At 44.4% G+C, this 18,646-nt stretch carries 13 protein-coding genes; 1 reads left to right on the top strand and 12 read right to left on the bottom strand.

What is annotated here, in order from left to right; translation table 11 throughout:
• Positions 1–33: 33 nt before the first annotated feature.
• Positions 34–561: a hypothetical protein gene (locus IPH84_19425; GenBank protein MBK7175329.1), complete on the top strand. Its 528-nt coding sequence runs from the start codon at positions 34–36 to the stop codon at positions 559–561.
• A gap of 43 nt (positions 562–604) precedes the next feature.
• Here the strand turns inward: IPH84_19425 and IPH84_19420 are convergent, their stop codons facing one another.
• The 12 genes from IPH84_19420 to IPH84_19365 all read right to left on the bottom strand — a co-directional run bounded on the left by IPH84_19420 (position 605) and on the right by IPH84_19365 (position 18,638).
• On the bottom strand, positions 605–3,874 hold the full coding sequence (locus tag IPH84_19420; GenBank protein ID MBK7175328.1) for an ABC transporter permease: 3,270 nt from the start codon (positions 3,872–3,874) through the stop codon (positions 605–607).
• 28 nt (positions 3,875–3,902) lie between these two features.
• Positions 3,903–4,595, bottom strand: coding sequence for an ABC transporter ATP-binding protein (locus IPH84_19415; GenBank protein MBK7175327.1), 693 nt, complete (start codon positions 4,593–4,595; stop codon positions 3,903–3,905).
• Entirely contained in the window at positions 4,592–5,887 is a 1,296-nt protein-coding gene (locus IPH84_19410; protein ID MBK7175326.1) for a glycosyltransferase family 4 protein, read from the bottom strand. The genes IPH84_19415 and IPH84_19410 overlap by 4 nt, the downstream gene beginning before the upstream one ends.
• Before the next feature lie 49 nt (positions 5,888–5,936).
• The gene (locus tag IPH84_19405; protein MBK7175325.1) at positions 5,937–7,067 is read right to left on the bottom strand and encodes a PQQ-binding-like beta-propeller repeat protein; all 1,131 of its coding nucleotides are present in this window, start codon (positions 7,065–7,067) and stop codon (positions 5,937–5,939) included.
• Positions 7,060–8,664 carry a (2Fe-2S)-binding protein gene (locus IPH84_19400; protein ID MBK7175324.1) on the bottom strand — a complete coding sequence of 535 codons (1,605 nt, stop codon included), beginning with the start codon at positions 8,662–8,664 and terminating at the stop codon, positions 7,060–7,062. The genes IPH84_19405 and IPH84_19400 overlap by 8 nt, the downstream gene beginning before the upstream one ends.
• A 1-nt stretch (position 8,665) precedes the next feature.
• Positions 8,666–11,020, bottom strand: coding sequence for an NAD(P)H-dependent oxidoreductase subunit E (locus IPH84_19395; protein MBK7175323.1), 2,355 nt, complete (start codon positions 11,018–11,020; stop codon positions 8,666–8,668).
• Between the two features lie 38 nt (positions 11,021–11,058).
• Positions 11,059–12,858 carry a PQQ-binding-like beta-propeller repeat protein gene (locus tag IPH84_19390; GenBank protein ID MBK7175322.1) on the bottom strand — a complete coding sequence of 600 codons (1,800 nt, stop codon included), beginning with the start codon at positions 12,856–12,858 and terminating at the stop codon, positions 11,059–11,061.
• A 1-nt stretch (position 12,859) separates the two neighbouring features.
• A complete protein-coding gene (locus IPH84_19385; protein MBK7175321.1) occupies positions 12,860–14,131 on the bottom strand; it encodes a 4Fe-4S binding protein in 1,272 nt (423 codons plus the stop codon).
• A gap of 140 nt (positions 14,132–14,271) precedes the next feature.
• Entirely contained in the window at positions 14,272–14,916 is a 645-nt protein-coding gene (locus IPH84_19380) for a 4Fe-4S binding protein (protein ID MBK7175320.1), read from the bottom strand.
• A gap of 2 nt (positions 14,917–14,918) precedes the next feature.
• Positions 14,919–15,899 carry a hypothetical protein gene (locus IPH84_19375; GenBank protein ID MBK7175319.1) on the bottom strand — a complete coding sequence of 327 codons (981 nt, stop codon included), beginning with the start codon at positions 15,897–15,899 and terminating at the stop codon, positions 14,919–14,921.
• 9 nt (positions 15,900–15,908) lie between these two features.
• Positions 15,909–17,339, bottom strand: coding sequence for a PQQ-like beta-propeller repeat protein (locus tag IPH84_19370; GenBank protein ID MBK7175318.1), 1,431 nt, complete (start codon positions 17,337–17,339; stop codon positions 15,909–15,911).
• 72 nt (positions 17,340–17,411) lie between these two features.
• Complete coding sequence (locus IPH84_19365) at positions 17,412–18,638, bottom strand: PQQ-like beta-propeller repeat protein (GenBank protein MBK7175317.1); 1,227 nt, start codon at positions 18,636–18,638, stop codon at positions 17,412–17,414.
• Positions 18,639–18,646 lie beyond the last annotated feature (8 nt).

Genomic DNA, 18,646 nt, shown 5'->3' with positions numbered 1-18,646 from the left:
CAATTTTGTACATTTGTTGGAAATCATGCTTTGATGAATAATAAATACTCGACTACAACCATACTTGGAGGAGGAATTGTCCTCTTCGGAATTTTACTCCTTGTTCGGAATATTTTTGATCTCAATATCCCCATATTTACCCTGGTTCTCTCCTTAGGTCTCATCTGGGTTGGGATACTGCTGATCAAGGGAAGTTTAAAACCCAGGACTGATGGTAGCCAGACGATGTTCGGCGAAAGCAATCTAAATTTTACACCCGGTCAGCAGAACTATTCTGTTGTCTTTGGATCGGGAACGATTAATCTACAGGACCTGAAGCCAGATCAACCTCTCCACCTGAATATGGAATGTACATTTGGTGAGTTAAAGGTGGTACTTAACCGGGATGTTGAAATACAAGTGAATGGCAGTGCTACCTTTGGGAGCCTGGTGGGTCCTGACCTTAAAAATGCCTCTTTTGGGAACTTATTTTACCAATCCCCGGGCTTCAATCCTTCCTTGCCGGGAATTACAATTCATGGAAGAGTGACTTTTGGTGAAATGCGTATTTTTTACCTCTAGAAAAGAATCATTCTAACGGATTTTCAACAATTTAACCATTGTTTTACTCATTTTTCAAGGAGACCAGCAGGTTTCTCCTGATCGCCTTTTGAGCAGGAATCCATATCCAGAGCAATCCACTGATCAGGATCAACAGGAGAATTACACCGACAGGCAACCATGGAATCCGCAGGAATGACTGACTATCCCTTAACAGAATTGCAATCACAGCCCCAAGTAAACCAACAACCATCCCTGAGCATAATATGATCATATGCTCAGCCACCAGGATGCCTGTAATCAGTTGGTTTCTGAAGCCCATTGCCTGCATAAGGGCTAATTCATTTCTTCTCTCAAGGATATTTTTTAAGAGGATAATCCCTAATCCGATCACCCCGATGATCACTCCAAGGCCACCCAGGATCATGAATACTGAGAGGTAAGTGTTCTGTACCTCGTTGAATGATGCCAGTCGTTCAGAAGTAGAGGTAAGTGTGGTGCCATAGTCTCCCAGTAAATACTCTAATCGGTCAGATATTTCAGCTTGTTTTTCAACAGGCCCCTTAATTAGCATCAATTCCGACTTATATTGTGTTGGGAAATATTTCTTAAGGTTTCCCTCGGAGATCAATAGATTGCCCTGGAAAATAGAGTTTTTGAGTCCGGCTTGAAGCACCATTTTCAGGGGTTGGCCCATCTCGGAGAGATAGAGTAAGGTATCACCGACTTTCTTCTGTAATCCCCAGGTGATAACCGTCTGATCCGCAATGGCCGGGATAACATTTCCTCCACCTGAATCTAAAAGCAACCAGGAAGTTCCCTCAGACGGCTTTTCAAAACTGAAAGCACCCAGGTTTTTAAAGACCCCAGGTTCGATTCCGACCAGTGATGGTTTGGCCACCATATTCAGGTTCAGACAACTGGCATCATCACCTTCCACAACATCAAGCTGATAAAAGGTAACATTGTCAAGCACAGGTTCATCAGAAAGTCCGGTCTTTTCCTTGCCTTTCAAAGAGTTCAGGTCCTCACGGATGGGTAAGGTTGATTCAGCCCAGAGGATGAAGCCTCCGGTTCCGGAAGCAGGTGAAAATTCTGATTCTATGGAAGGTCTTTGGTTTGCCCCGGTAATAAGAATGGTGAAAGTACCTATAGCTAATAATGAGATGGATGCCAGCGTTCTTTTCCTTTTTAATAACAGGTTCTTTATCAGTAAGTTGAAATAGCCGGGTATGCCTTTATTAACTAAGGTCTTGTTTTGAAGCCAGTATGAAATCAATAAGATGGAAAGAATCATGAACATTCCACCCGTTGCTAATGAAAGTAGTATTTGTTGGTTTTCAGCGACAAGGCTAAATACAAAAAATAGGAGAAATACCAGGCCTGAGATGATGATTGATCTTTTACCGTGTGTATTAAACTGAACCTTTGGACTAAGTGGGATGCCTTTAACGGATAGTGCAGGTTGTGCCCTGAGTTTCGAACGCATCACCAGCATCAGAGTCAGAAAGGAGACTAACACATTAATCAATGCACCTGACATCAGGGTTGCGGGTTGCACATAGGTTCCAAGTGAGGTTTCCCCAACAGCTCCGGTCCACAGCGTATCCAGTCCCAGGATCATAAGCCTGTTATAGAAGATGCCCAGCAATGCTCCGAAAATACTGCCTGAAATGGATAAAAGAAGGGCTTCTGAGAGAAATACCCTGTAGATGATTCGTTGAGGAAATCCAATGGCGGCTAGTAATGCGCATTCAGTGGTCCTGACGCCCAGGTGCAGACTAAAAAGCAGGGAGATCAGCATAATTCCGGCCACCATGATAAAAAAGCCCAGGCTCAGGAATAGTTCTCCAAAATCAGTAGAATTTGAAGCTGCCCGGATCCCTGATTCACGGACATTTTCAATTGTATACCCATTTGTTACAGGAGAAATTTTTTGCACGATACCTTTTCTGATCCTGTCAAGGCCTGTACTATCTTTTTCCAGGCGAAAAGAGGTGAAATCCCCGAAAGGGTTTTTCCATAGTTCTTGCCCGGCTTCCAGCGATATGAAGGCTTTTGGTGTCCCCTTATACCTGTTCCACCAATCTTCATCCTTATCCCTGATAAGGTCAAGATCTATAGGGACGCCAGTTTTCCAGTCACTGCAACTCCCTGATTCTGTCATTCCGGGGAAATCAGGCATTAATTCTTTTCGGAACCTTGAATCATTATTGGGCAAAACTTTTTTCACCAGGAAGCGGCTACTATCAGTTCTGAGGCTTCTCATCGGACCCATTGTGAAATAAGAGATCATGACAGAATCTCCAGCCTTTGCTTTCAGGTCATCGGCCAACCATTCATTAATCAGCATTTCACGTTTTCCGGGCTTCTCCCCGAGGTAAGCACTATCAGCAGCGGAAACAAAAGAGTAGGGAGTGCTCCGGCCATCCAGGCTCAGGGTGTTCACCAGGTAAGTGAAAATGGATTGTTTGCCGGGAATTTCATCGTCAATTGAAGCAGAAAGTTGCTTATTCATAAACACCCTGTCGGATTTCAGGAATACAACTCCTTCCTGGTTTGTAGTATCAAAATACAATCCTGCATCGTCCATGCTCATGTTATTGCGCAGTGCCTCATTGATTTTCTCGAAGCTTAGCTCCCCCGATGTGGGATTGGTCAGAAGCATAAGATTTGCTGAAGGCTCTCGCCCGAATAGTTTTGATAGTTGATTAAGCGAGATGAAAATATTATGCGGAGCGACCTGGTTGCTTTTCAGGCTGAATCTGCCGAAACTGCCGTCCTGTAGAATGGTCCTGATTTTGACCCTCAGTGTGGTCATTTTCTTTTGATCGGCCATAAAAGGAGAATTCGCCGGGGCATTCTCCTTCACCATGATTTTGAGCAGGCATTCATCACCTTCTCTGAGATCCAGTTTTTCTGCGGTTTGCTGGCTGATCATGGCTTCCCCATCTCCTGGAATGCTGTCCGGTGTATTAAATAACCCGGGAAAGCCGGAATCAATTCCAATAATACTGGCATTATTGATGCGAAGTTCCTTTTCAGGATTCAGAAGCATGCCTTTCGTCTGAAGGACTGGGACTACGTTATTTTTTAACTCATTTTGGAGGTCAGATGCAAGTTTTACTCTGAAGAGTCGCTCCGGTGTTTGGACAGCTAAACTGGCTTTCCCCAATCGTTGAGTTACCAGGGATTCCAGGCTGGATTTCACTGAATCCCCCAGTATCAAGGCTCCGGTCAGTACAGCAGCGCTCACCATGATTCCAAGGAAGGTGGCGAAATTCGCCTTCTTGAAGTGAACAAGGCTTTTTAATGCGTAGCTGAAGATATTCATGAGAGATACCAGGGATTTTAGAAGGTGATTATTCCGGGTTTATGATGAGTTTACCGGAGTTTAGGGTATAAATTTTTCCTGCTATTTGAGCCAATTCATTGGAATGCGTGACAATCACCATCGAAAAGCCTTGTTCCTGTTGAAGTTCAACAAGCAGCCCTGCAACAAGTTCTGCATTGCCTGCATCGAGTGATCCGGTTGGCTCATCTGCCAGTAAAAGATCAGGTTCATTGATCAGGGCTCTTACCAGGGAAGCTCTTTGACATTCTCCTACTGATAATTGAGAGGGCAGTTTATTAAGATGCTCTTTTAACCCTACTCGTTCGACCAGGTAGGATGCTTTATCTTCAGACTTTTTTCTCCGGGACAGGTCTTTAACAGGGAGAAGAGGTAAGAGTACGTTTTGCAATAGGGTGAGTTGCGGTAACAGGTAATGAAGCTGGAAAACGAAGCCAATGGTCTGGTTCCTAAGCGCTGCGAGTGCATTCACATGCAATTGTGCAGGATCCATACCCTTTATTTTCACTGTTCCTGAAGTGGGTTGGTCGAGTGTGCCCAGTATATTGAGTAAGGTGCTTTTGCCTGAGCCTGAAGGGCCTGTAATTGCGATGAACTCTTTCTCTTTTATGGTAAGGGAAATATGATCCAGGATCAAATGCTCCGGGATGCTACCTGAGATGTGGTAATATTTGCTTACCTGCTGAAGTTCTGCTATTATCATGTTTTTTGCATTACTGTGCTGTAAATGGAGATCATTTGCCGGGTCAGCTTTGCTGAATCATAACTCATCTTCACTGCTTCTGCACCTTTCCTGCTATATTCCATGATGGAAGCAGGGTCGGAAAGCAGGTTCGCGAGTGCTGTAGCCAGCGATGCAGAATGGTTTGGAGTGTATGTGATCCCACCCCCGGTTGTGGCGATGATTTCAGGGAATGCCCCGATTGCAGGCTGTACCAAAGGAATTCCTGAAGCCAGGGCTTCCAGTTGATAGAGCCCAAATGCCTCACCCTTGAGCACAGGGACCGATAACAAGGTGATGGTTCTGAAGAACTGGCGCAAATCATCCGTGGTGAAATGATGTACAATTTCAAAATCCCCATCGATCCCTTTTTCCTTTAGTTTATCCAGCTGGGCTTTGATGAAATTTTTATCATCTCCGGTATATCCGCCTGTTGCTTTTAGTTTCAGCTGATGAAAGCGGTTATCCTGCTTGAGCCGGATAAAAGCATCCACAAGCAACCCAAAGCCGTTTTCTTCACAAATACGGGATACATAGCCCACCACCAATGGGTCTGTTGAAGGAGGATGGTATTCATATTGGGTGAGATCTATACCAATTGGCAGTATCGTTAGTTTATCATCCGGAAGCTTCATTTTCTTTTGCATGACTGTTGCAAAATATTGGCTCACAGCGATAAACATGTCAACATCTTTTGCTTTTTCAGCCAAAAGATTCCACAGATGATCCCGCTGGTCTTCATGCATGGCATCTAGCCAAACATCTTCATCCTGCAGGGAGCAGACGACCGGAATTCCAAGTTCTTCGCGGATCTGGGCAGCCAATCCAATTAGCAAAGCATTGGAAAAATGAATAATATCTGGTTTTTCATGATGTTTCAGAAAATCCACCAATTGTTGCAATTCCCTTTTCTGGAACCCATCCTTACCCAGTAACATCGATTCTGTGAGACTTTCAAGTCCTGTAGCCCGGGTACTGCCTGATTTACCTGCAGCAAATTTCAGAAGAGGTTTTGAATTCAGGAATCTCTCCAACCAGTCCGGCATATTCCGAAGGAAAGGAAACTGCTGTTTCAGGTAGATGTTAACAGCCCCATAAAAGACAGGTGTATCTGCATAATTAGCAGTATTATTCAAGGTCAGGGGCAGATACATCGGGAGAATGATGGCATCATGCCCTTCCTTTCTCAGTGAGGCAGTATAGGCACTATCCCTGAGGCAATTTCCGCAGTAAAAGGTACCTCCAAAGCCCGGGACAATATTCACTACTTTCATAAACTACAATTCTAGAATTTAAAATTTACTTACTGAGTAAAATAAATACTCATTTCTCTTTTGGCCCGAAAGCATAGAGTTTGCCATCTTCAGCTGTCACGAAAACCCTGTTAGTGATCACTGCAGGGGCAGAAGTTACGGCGCTCCCAATTTCATAACTGCTTTTTTCTGTTCCTGTAGCCAGGTCAAGGAATAACAGTCTTCCATCTCCTGTTCCAATAACAACAAGGTTACCGGCAATTACCGGCGAAGAATCCACTTTTCCCCTGGTTTTGTATTTCCAGAGAATTTTCCCTGTATTTGCTTCATAGCAATATATCTGGTGATTTTGAGAAGCAGTGACCACTTTAAGTCCTGAAACCGCTGGTGAGGCAATGAATGCTGCTGCTCCGCCGGATTTCCAGAGGGTCTTTTTCAGTTTCAGGTCGTAGCAGAAAAAATCCCCGTCGTAGTTCCCGAAATAGGCTCTATTGCCTGAGATAGCAGCGGAAGCCGGGATATAGGTCCCAATATTCATTTTTAGGCTGGACTTCCCGGTTCCTGTATTCACAAGGTGAAGAAAGCCATCGCATCCGCCAAATACAGCCATATTATTCCAAAGTGCCGGAGTGCCATTGAGATAATTTTCCGACTCATATTTCCAGCAAACTTTGCCGGTTGATGCATTCACACAATGCAGGAAAAAATCATAACTACCGACGAGTATCCATTTCTGCTTCCGGTCAGGGCTCAGGGTCCAGTTAACAGAACCGGAGATTTGACCATCCGTGGTATATTTCCATTTTTGTTTTCCGGTTGCAGCATCCAAAGAAAAGATATTCCCTTCCAGATTCCCTACAATCACTGAATTATCGAGAATAACCGGGGATGCTTCTATTGAATTTCCAGTATTAAATTTCCATTTGAGCTGTCCGGTAAAATCCAGCGCATATACAAATCCATCAGTAGAAGCAATGAATACCCTCTTATTGGCTACCACAGGTGAAGCTTTAATAGCATCAGAAGCAGCGAAGCTCCATAGCAGTTTTACCGGGGGCTTGATCAGTTGGGTGGTAGTACCTGTGAGACGTGAATCACCCCTGAATGATGGCCAGCATTCTGATCCCTTTTCCTGTGCATTCAAAAGCACAGAACACAGGAGAATCAGAGAGCTGAAAATCAATCGGGATAGATTATTCATTGGATGGTTTTTCACTTTGGGAATGACGCTCTTCACTTAGTTTTTCTGAAATAGCTGCAGTAGGACAAGCCTTTGCACAGGCGAGTGCAGTCCGTTGCATTAATTCACGTGTGTCTTTGTTAAATGGTGTTTTCACTTTCACATCAAAGCCTCTGCCGATGAAGGTAAGTCCGAGGGGTTCTGCTTCCCTGGCGGTAATTTCGATGCACAGTCCACATTTAATACATTTTCCCGGTTCGAAAACAATCCATTCATTTTGCATCAACTTGCTCAGATTTTCCCTTTCATCACTGCTATAATGCTTTTTATCTGCTCCGTATTGGGTGGCATGTATTCGCAAGAGGCAACTCTGCGGTTTTCTGCAATCACAGTGCATGCATCTTTTTGCTTCCTGCATCGCTTCGATTGCAGTATATCCTAAACTGTCGCTGCCTTCTGATAGTCGTTCGCCGGGGTTGGAACTTTCCTTCATGTATTCAGGGTACTCTTCCTGCTTCAATATGCCAAAGGAAGAGTTAAATGCAGTATTTTCAGTTAATGCAGATAAACCATTCAGGTAACGATCAACATTAATGGCTGCTGCTTTGCCCTGGGCGCCCGCTCTTACAGCCATTTTTTGCTCCCGCATGATATTTCCGCAGGCAAATACACCGGGGATGGAGGTTTCAAAAGTTTCCTTATTGATAAAATGATGATGAAAGGTTTCGGGGCTAATGGCTTCATTTACAGGGTGTAACTCCTGGCTTCCGGTTGCCAGAATAAAAGCATCGAAATTGCCAAAACCATTTTCCTTCAGCTTGGTAAAAGATTGTGTGTTATTCAGTATGAATATTGCTCCCATTTGCCGGAGAACATCCAATTCAGCATCCAGCACTTCCCTGGGCAGCTCTGAGTCAGAGATGCTATATCTGAGGGCTCCACCTGCCATTTCCTGTTTATCGAAAAGGATGCATTCATGCCCCAATTTCATCAGGTAAAAGGCAGCAGACAATCCGGCCGGTCCTGTACCCAGTATGGCTACCCTTTTGCCTGATTTTTCACTGCTGGGCTGAATCCCTGAAAGCCGGCTTTGTGGGTCGGTCGCCGTAAATCGTTTAAGAAGGCAAATAGAAACAGCTCCATCAATGGGTTTTCGTTTACAAGCTTTTTCGCATGGTGCAGGGCATATATATCCCAGGATAAAAGGCAAGGCGATTTCCTGTCGTACCACCTTCAGGGCTTCTTCAAACCTGCCTTCTGCAATAAGCCGGTTCATCAGGGGGATGTCCATAAAAGCCGGGCAACTTAACCGACAAGGGGCCTCACAATCCCCGATATGTTCACTTAACAGTAATTCTAAAGCATTTTTCCGGAATTCATGAATTTCCGGGGATTCTGTTATAATATTCATACCCTCGGCAACAGGCATGGCGCAAGAAGGGTACATTTTTCCGTTATCAAGGTCACCGACAACACAAACCATGCAGGAAGGGTGAATGGACACTTTTTCCAGGTGACACATAGTTGGGATTTCAAAACCCGCCTCATGTGCAGCCTGCAGAAGTGTAGTGCCTTCTTCTACAGTTATTGGTTTATCGTTGATTCGTAGTCGGACCATATTAGTTTACCTTAATGGCATCTACCGGGCACACCTGCCGGCAAATATCACATTTAATACATTTCTGCATATCGATGGTGTGCACTTCATAAGGGGTAAAAGGAATTGCATCTGAAGGACAACGCTGGGCACATTTGGTGCAGCCAATACACTCAGTGGTAATATGATAATTCAGGAGTGGTTTACATTTACCTGAAGGACAATGACCTTTCAAATGAGCCTCATATTCTTCCCTGAAGTACCGCAAAGTTGAAAGCACCGGGTTTGGCGCTGTTTTTCCCAGCCCGCAAAGGCTTCCTTGCTGAGTGCTGATGGCTAATTTTTCAAGTTTTTCGAGGTCGGCATATGAGCCATTCCCGGATCGTATTTTTTCAAGCAACTCCAGCATCCGACGGGTTCCGATGCGGCAAAAAGTACATTTTCCGCAGGATTGCTCCTGGGTAAAAGAAAGAAAATAATGAGCAATATCGACCATGCAGTCTGTATCATCCAGTACTACCAATCCACCGGATCCCATCATTGCACCGGCGCCTGACAAGGACTCATAATCAATGGGAAGATCACCCATGGAAGCAGGGATACAACCTCCTGATGGTCCACCAATCTGTACTGCTTTAAAAGTCCGCCCTTCGGCAATTCCACCACCGATTTCTTCGACGATCTGTCGTAAGCTTGTTCCCATTGGGACTTCGATCAGTCCGCCCCTGTTTACTTTCCCTGCCAGGGCAAACACTTTTGTACCCTTGCTTTTCTCAGTGCCAATGCTATTAAACGCTGGGGCTCCGTGTCTTATAATCCAGGGTACGAGGGATAATGTTTCTGTATTATTGACGAGAGTAGGGCTTTGCCAAAGACCGCTCACTGCCGGGAAAGGAGGGCGTTGCCGGGGAATTCCCCTTTCTCCTTCGATAGATGCTATCAGGGCTGTTTCTTCTCCGCAAACGAATGCACCTGCACCTTCGAAAACCTTTATTTCAAAGGAGAAGTTACTTTTCTTGATTTGAGGTCCTATCCAGCGATCGAGGCGGCAGATTTCGAGAGCTTCTTTTATACGTTCTACGGCAAGCGGGTATTCAGCCCTGATATAGAAGATGCCCTGACTGGCACCGGTGGCATAGCCGGCAATCAACATCCCTTCGATAATCCGGAAAGGGTAGGATTCAAGGAGCATCCTATCCATAAAAGCCCCGGGATCCCCTTCATCCCCATTGCAGATCACATATTTGGGTGTTTTCTCCTGCCCGGCCACCATCTGCCACTTGATACCTGTCGGGAATCCGGCACCACCTCTGCCTTTCAGTCCACTTTGGATAATTTCTTCAACTACATCGCCAGGCTTCATTGACGAAAGACATTTTCTGAAGGCTTCAAAGCCTCCTGCAGCAATGTATTCTTCTATATCACAAGGCTTGATGTTACCCCGGCTTTCAGTAGCAATCGCCATCTGAGGGCCAAGGAATCCTGAAAGTGGCGTATCCCGTTCATTTACGGAATACCTTCTGAAAGACCTTGGAGTGCCATCTTCCAGGATATTTTCATACCTGCTCAGGATACTGGTCCGCATTCGATTAAAGAATCCAACCGGTTTAAAATGACGCAGCACCACTTCTTTTACCTCTTCCGGTTTGATTTTTGCATAAAAGGTTGATTCTTCTCCCGGTTTCACTATTTCCAGGATTGGCACCTGGTTACAGATTCCGACACATCCTACCTGCTTCACTTTTACACTGATCCTGCTTTCAACCAGGGTGCGTTCCAGTTCATTCCTTACATCAGAACTTCCACTGGCTACACAGCAGGAACCTAGTCCGATCCTGATTTCTCCCTGTATATCCTTGTCAGAATTTATTCCCTGGATCACAGGCACTGTTCCAGCCTTTGAATGGAGGAAATCTTTCAGAATGTCAGCTACTTTTTCAGGGATCACATGGCCATAAGTGACTGAATCGATCTTAATCACCGGTGCCAGGGTGCAGCATCCAAGGCAGGCTACTTTTTCGATGGTAAATAATCCCTGGGCGTCGGTATCTTCACCCGCAGCCAGGTTGAGTTCTCTTCTAAAGGCATCATGAACCAGTGTGGCACCTTTAACATGACAGGCTGTTCCGGTGCATACCCTTATCATATGCTTCCCAGCCGGTTGATGCCTGAATTGGGAATAAAAACTCCCGATACCTGTAATTCTTGCCGGTGTGATATCAGTGATTTCACATACCAGTTTGAGCGCTTCTTCCGGCAGATACTGAAATTCTAACTGTATATCCTGTAGAATAGGAATCACAGCATCCACAGCTGTACCACGGTGCTCAACAATACGCTTCACCGTTTCACTGATATATGCCGATTCTATCTTCATGCTACTGATGTATATTCCTTCAACGCTTTTTCTTGAAATTAATTCGAGATGCAATACAGGTGCTTATCCCCCCTGATGATGATGCGTCCCTCACTGAAAGCCGGTGTACAGACAGATCCTTCTCCCAACTGGGGCTCACTAATGGATTGATATGCTTTGTCCGGACTGAAAATGTGCATCACCCCTTTTTTATCTAATTGAAAAACTTTTCCATCCACCAGCATGGGAGAAGAATAGGTGGGTGTTCCGAAATCCTTTTCCCAGTATTTATTTCCTGTTTTGGCATCATAGCAAACCATCATTCCATAACTTGTTGGCAGGAAAACATATTTTGAATTAGCTACAGGGCTTGGTATATCAGACAGATACTCATCATTCTCCCAAAGTATAGAATTGGGAGTACCAACTTTCACTGCAGCCAGTTTGGAGTAGTCATTCACTGAAAAGGCAATTCCGTCGGCATAAGCAGCAGAGGGCCCGACTTCTCCGGAGATACAGTCTACCCGCCACAATTCCTTCCCGTTTGAGGGATTGTAAGAGATCATATAAGGCTCTGCCAGAAGGATCAGCTCCATTCTTGATCCTGTATTGACAAGGATTGGTGAGGCCCAGGAAATTTTTACATCCCTGGCAGTTTTCCAGGCTTGCTTACCGGTGAGACTATTGAATGCCATCACAGCTCCATTTCCTGATTGGTCATACTGCACCAGGAGTAAATCCTGATAAACGAGCAGGGAAGAAGAATGCCCATAATGATTCTTAGGTTGTCCAAGGTTTTTTGACCATACCACTTTTCCATCCATATCAAGAGCAGCAAGGTCGCCATTTGCAAAAATTGCATAAACCCTTCTTCCATCTGTTGCAACTGTGGGAGCAGAATAGCCGGTTTCTCCATTTACTTTAGGAGCACCTGCCGGGCTTCCGGGAATATTAGCAATTGGAGTTATCCATAAAATTTTCCCATTTTCCAGGTCGAAGCAATATACCTCTTTCTTAGTCGTATTGGCACCGGTGAGGAAAACTTTATTGCCCCATATGACCGGAGAGTTAAATCCGGGCAAGGGTATAGCTGTTTTCCATTTGATATTTTTCCCTGATTTGCCATCCCATTTTGTAGGAATATTTTTATGGAAGGAAGTACCATTTCCTCCAATTCCCCTGAAAGCAGGGAAGTTTTCATTAATTTCCTTTTGGGTTGGGATTGCACCCTGGGCTTCAGAAACCAAAGAATCAGCAGCTGCTAAAGAATCCTTTCCGGTCAATAGGTTGGAATCCGAAGCTGAAGTATTTAGTTGCTGGAAGGGTTGTTCCTCTGCTAACTGAGCTGGTTTCAGGCCCATTCTATCCATTTGTTCCCCCAGCTGTTGATGTGAGAGGTAGGCCACAAGGAAAGAAATAGCAATCAACCCGATCCCGGAATAGGTTACCCAGCGCATATTGAGCATTCGCTGATCCCAGAATGAACCCGGTTTACTCATAGGGATTTCCGGATGCTTTATTCGCCATAGTTCAATGGTTTTCAGACTGATGACAACTATCAAGAGGCTGAAAGCCAATAAGTATCCTCCTGTTTTGATCTGCCATCGGTTAGCGAAAAATGCCTTTCTTGCCAATAAGTCCAATTCCCTGATTTCTTGTTTCAATTGCTCATCTTCCGGATGGTTATTTAACCTTTCAATCATCACCTTCATAGCAGGTGAATTCAAGGGATCAACTCGTTTTAACTGGTAGAAATTAACCAGGATGAGAATACAAAGGATGAACGCAAACAACCCGGCTGCCAAAGCCAATTGCTGCAGTATCCTTATAGTTTTTTCCGAAGGCCTGAATATCTCCATATCAGTTCTCAGCTTTAACAGGACAATAGTCGATACACCTTGCACAACTAAAACAACGTCCTTTATGTGGTATATAATCCGGATTGTGCCTTTTCAATAATTTTCCGGCAATTAATAGCCCAAAGAGGAGTCCGATAAACCCACCAAGGATAATGCTTCCTTTTTTAAATTTTGAAAGGACAATTCCGGCTTCTTTGAGCACCTGGGCCTGGGTTTTACCGGATGATTTATAGGCCTGAATTTCGAAGGTCTCAGCTTTCAGAGGTGATACTTCTGTATTGATAACCTGATTAGCCAGTCTGACTTTTGAATGAACTCCGGCCAATGTTTCATGAAGAAGGTAACCAGTATAACCTCCTACTACCATAAGCAATGGGATAATAAAGCTCATCATAATAAGCCTTTTGAGCCTTTGCTTGGTATTATCATGATTTTTAGTCTCTGTAACAGGTATTTCAATTGCATCATAAGGGCAGGATCCTTCACATAAGCGGCATTGAATACAATGTGCCGGGGTGATCGTCATATGTCTCCTGGAATACCGGCTGAACCAGTTCAGCAGCACTCCATAAGGGCATAGAAACCTGCAATAGGGGCGGGCTATAAAGATGCCGCTGATAAGCAATCCGCCTGCAAATACAAACATACCGAATGAGGCATTCATCCTGAAGATACCCACAAAGGGATCGTAGCGGCAGATGATAAAGTCAGTGCCGGTTGCTGCATATAAGATGGAAAGGGCAAGGTAGAGGTAGGGGAGAAGCCCCAGGATGGCATTCAGTCTGACTCCAATACTCATGGGTTTGAATGCGACCAGGTCCTGCATTGCACCAAAGGGGCATATTCCTGCACAGAATGTTCGTCCAACAAATAGGGTGAATATCAATGGAATGGCAAAAAATGCGAGGGCTGTGACCGGTAAAGTATAAGAGCTATCGAATAATGCCAGTGATACGTTTTGGATGGCACCGATTGAACATACACATCCCTCCCTGTAAAAACCGAAGTAAATGAGAGAAAACATAGAAGTCCAGAAAACGCCCTTGCGGGATCTCTTTTTCAGGACCAGCCAACTGATGAATGAGAGTGCTAATATCAATACTGCCACATCCATGTAGGCGAGAATCTCTGCCCTGGCTGAAGGCATTAGTGTATCCGGCTGGGTATAACCAGATTCGAATTCAGGCTTTGGAAATCGCTGAATACTGAATGCATTCCATGAAAAGAACAAATTCAGGCAGATGAGGATAAGCAAGGTCAGCGTTTTCTTCATTTTAAGAATAAAAGCAGTAAATGGGTTATGTATTATTCTTGTTAGTTCATTTTCATTCAATAAGTCAGGCCTGAAGGCCGTGATTTTGTTGTGGTGATGATCCCCAGCCTAAAGGCTGGGGTTACAGGATGAATTGTGATTCAGATTTTCTTAGTTGAGTCCTGGTCAATCCCATTTAATAAATATGGGCTGGATGCAGGTACCCTGCTAAAAGCTTCTGACGGACAGTTTCGTGCAATGGAACATTCATTGCAGTTGACGCAGCGGTCATGCCTCACCTGCAATTGAAGAGAGCCATTGCCAAATGCACTGCAGCCTTTTACACATTTTCCACACCCTATACAAAGTGCCTCATCAATTTCATATTCAAAGAAAGGTTCTTCGATGTACTTCCTCCTGATGGCATTCGTCGGGCATAATTGGTTTTCGGCAGCAGTGGAAATCGTTTTGATATCCGGTTTCAGGTAGCCTCCACACAGATCGCAGTAACCACACATGGCATAAACATGGGTGCATTTCACTGCAGAGAGGGTCATTACACATTCAGTTGCACAACGTCCGCACTGGATGCACTTGGAAGGGTCTAGCTGCCATACTGACTGACGGAAATGAGCAGCAGGGGATAAACTGCAGGTTGAGGATTTGTCACATTTTGAACAATGACCATCCAGCCCGCAAAATTCCCCGTCTTTATCCCTCAGAACGAGAAACCCGCCCAGAAGGGTTACTCCTGTCAATAGCCCTCCTCTGACGAATGTATGTATGAATTTTCTTCTGTCCTGCATACTTAATGTGAATTGGAAATGGTGTTTTTCAGTCGGAATACCCGTATTTTAGTTTGCATAGGATCGAGTACAAGAATTTGCCCTGATCTGTCGATTGCTAAATCAAGTCCTGTAGTTCCTTCTTCAAATGAATCAGGAGAAGCTACAATGCATTCGAAATTCCCATCCTTATCATATAGCTTGATCCTTTCAATGCCTTTTTCGGCTGTAATAAATGAGCCATCAGGCAAAAGTGTAAAATGAGAAGGATTGCAGCAACCACAAAACCCTTTTATGCCCATTGATGGTGTGCCCCAGCTGATTAATAAATTACCATCAGGATCATACTTCTCCAATTGATGTCGCCCGGCATTAACAGCCCATATATTCCCTTCCGGTGTTGCAGCAACATCGAAATACGGACTGGGTAAGATAATTCCCGGGACACCTGACTGTGGATCCTTTTGTCCTATTCTGCGGATTACCTTGCCTGAGCGATTATAACGGATGATACTTTTACTTCCGAAATCCGCAGCGTAAATATCATCTCCGTGAACTGCAACGGAAGTCAGGTAAGTATCAGTCCCGGGAGAATCCCAGTCTTTTGCCTCCATTGAAACGGGGTCAATCATCCTGATATGATCCTGCATCCCTGCAATGATCATATTTCTGTCATCAATGCATAAACTGGTATAATTTCCCTTCAGAAGAATGAGTTTTACAGATTTGCCTTTGGGGTCCATTAGTTGCAGAGTATCGGTTCCGCCGACATATATGTTCCCCGATTTATCTGTCGCAATACAATGTATATCACTCATCAAAGGAGAGTACCTGGCAGTTTCTTCAAATAATGGTGCAGTGGTATCAGCAATGCGCAAGGAGTCGAGTTTAAGGTCATATGGATTCTCCCCTGATGGAGAGGATGAAAAGAAATCTTTCACCATATAACCTGTCAGGACAAGTAGTAAGACCAATGCTCCGATAATGATGATTTTCTGTTTCATTTTTACCTTCTAATTTGCCTTTATGTCAATACATACCATCTGTTTGGAGTCCCTCATCAGCAGGTATCCTCCTGTGATGACTAAAGGCCCCCATGAGTCCTGGCCGTCGATGATACGTGCCTTATCCAATAATTTGAATACTCCATTTTCAACTCTTGCGATGCTTATCTCTCCATCGTCATTCAGTATAAAGAATTTTCCATCTGCAAGAATGTATGGACCCAGTCCAAACCTGACTGTTTTGCCACTGCTTCCAATTACTTTCTGAAGATTTTCCGCTTTATAGACAGCAAACTGGTTCCTCATTTCCCCGGCATCCTTAGGCAGGATAGCATAGACAAAGCCATTGGAATAGATAGGTGTCTGTTGTTCGGAGGCAATTCCATCGGCAGGTTTAAATTTACGAAGAACTTTTGCTGTGTAATTTCCGGCCTTTTCCTGCAGTTGGAGAATAGCGGATCCTGCTCCATAACCTGCCGTAACAAGGATGATTCCGTTGTCAAGAATCAAAGGGGAAGGTGCAATCACTGAAGGGGAGAATTCCCGGCTTTCCCAGAGGATTTTTCCCTGATCCGGGGCTGAAGCTGAGATTCCGCAAATACCACCTATAGCACAATATACATACATCTTTTTTCCTTTGAAAGTCATGGGCATCACCGATGAATGCGACATTTTCAAGGCCGAAGGGTTGGGTGTTTCCCAGACTTTTTTCCCGGTTTTGCAATCGATGGCAATCAAAAGCGCTTTTCCGGCAGCTGCTATAATTGCCGTATCATTATCAATTAAAGGGCATTGTCCCGTATACCAGAAAGGGACTTCTGAACCCAGATCCTTTTCCAGGTCAATTCCCCACAGAAGGTCCCCTTTTTTTCGGTCCACACACATCACTTGTCCCCTGGGGCCTATACTTACCACATACTTTTCAGTAACTGCAGGAATGGTTCTGGAAAGTCCATGATTTCTTTTTAAGTGAACTTTATACCGCCTGTTCCAGAGTTCTTCCCCGGTCAGAAGTGAGAGGCAGCGTAAAGCATCAGACTTGCTTTTCTCATCATAATCAAGGAGATAAATTCTTCCATCATAAACAGCGGGTGCTGCATGGCCATCTCCCAATGCTTTCTTCCACAAAATTTTCGGTCCTTTTGTTCCCCACGAATTAATTAATGGAATTTTTTCCTTTGAGATATTGTCAAAATCTGCTCCCCTGAAACGAGTCCAGCGGGTATTTGGGATATCCGGGCAATCCTTGAAAAAAGTGAAATCTTGTCCAATAACAATATTCTCAGTGGAAGCTTTCACTCCTTTCCCACGGTTGTCCATTCCGGGTACTGAGGGTTTTAATGCTTTCACAGGATCATGCAACAGCCACCAAATAAGTAAACCGCTCGCTCCCAGGGCGAAAAGTGGAATGATGGATTTCAGCAGAAGTGAACGAAGCATGGTGAGATTTTCAATGATAAAAATACTTGAAAAAGTCACCCGAATGAGGATGATACCTAATTCAGAATGGGTTTAAAAAGAATCCTTACGGATGTTATATGCCAGCATAGCATCGCCATGCCTTATATACAAGGTACCACCTTCAATAACCGGAATAGTGAAGAACTCCTTGGTGCCAACGGGTAACTTGAAGGAACTGATCAATTCCAATTTCCCATCCATGGGTTTCACCAATCCAACCATTCCTTTTTCGGTATAGCAATAGAGCATACTGTCGGCAAGAATAATAGCGCCCTTATCGAATTTCAATGAATCGGTAATGATTCCGGTTTCGCAATTTACGCTACAGAATCGTCTGGGCCTATACATTGAGGTATAGAGATGATCACCAAAAATGACAAATCCCCCATGGACATCAGTAACCTTCGGATTCTGCCACAGTTCTTTAATGCTTTTACCATCGGAAGAAATCGCATATTTTACCGCCCCGGAACCGCTGCCATTCACTGTATAAAGGAAACCATCAGCATAAACAGGAGTACATGCCTGGATATCCCTTTCAAGGTTTTGCGGTACCGACCATAACAGTTCACCGGTTGAGGCATTTAGTCCAATCATGTTATGAATGGTAAAGTTCACCAGGATTTTACCTGAGGGATGTGGTATAAGAATCGGAGATGAGTAAGCAGTTGAATCTCCAAGGGCTTTTGACTTCCAGATAAGTTTTCCGGTATGCCTGTTTAATGCAACAATATTGGTATCCGGTCCTCCGGGTGAACAATACACCACATCACCATCAACCAGAAGACCTTCCGAATAACCAAACCTGACATTAATACCATGAAGGTCTTTGATCATGTCCACTGACCAGATTTCCTTTCCTGTGGTGCTTTCGAGACAACTCACTTTCCCCATGGAAGAGCAAAGGTAAAGTTGTCCACCCACCAGGGTAGGAGTAGACCTGGAACCTGTGAAGTTCTCCATCCATTCATCACCCATCTCTTTTTTCCAAAGCAACTTGCCATTCCTGTCGAAGACTGAGAGATAGCCAATACTGTCTATTTCTCCAGTGACAAATACCATGTTGCCGGAAATAATCGGAGAACTGTATCCATTTCCAACGCCTTCCACTTGCCATTGAAGAGCAGGTCCGTCTGCAGGCCAGGATTTTAGGAGTTGGGTTACCGGGTAAATACCTGTACGTTCAGGGCCCCGGAATTGGGCTACCGGTTGAGCGAACATTTGAATTAACAATGTGGTTGTGAAAACCAGTGTAAGGATGTAGCGCGATGACTTCATGAAAAGAT

It is taken from the genome of Bacteroidales bacterium, from assembly GCA_016707785.1.
Lineage (GTDB): Bacteria > Bacteroidota > Bacteroidia > Bacteroidales > UBA4417 > UBA4417.
Note: the sequence above shows the minus strand (reverse complement) of the source record. Positions and strands in the feature narration are given on the sequence as shown.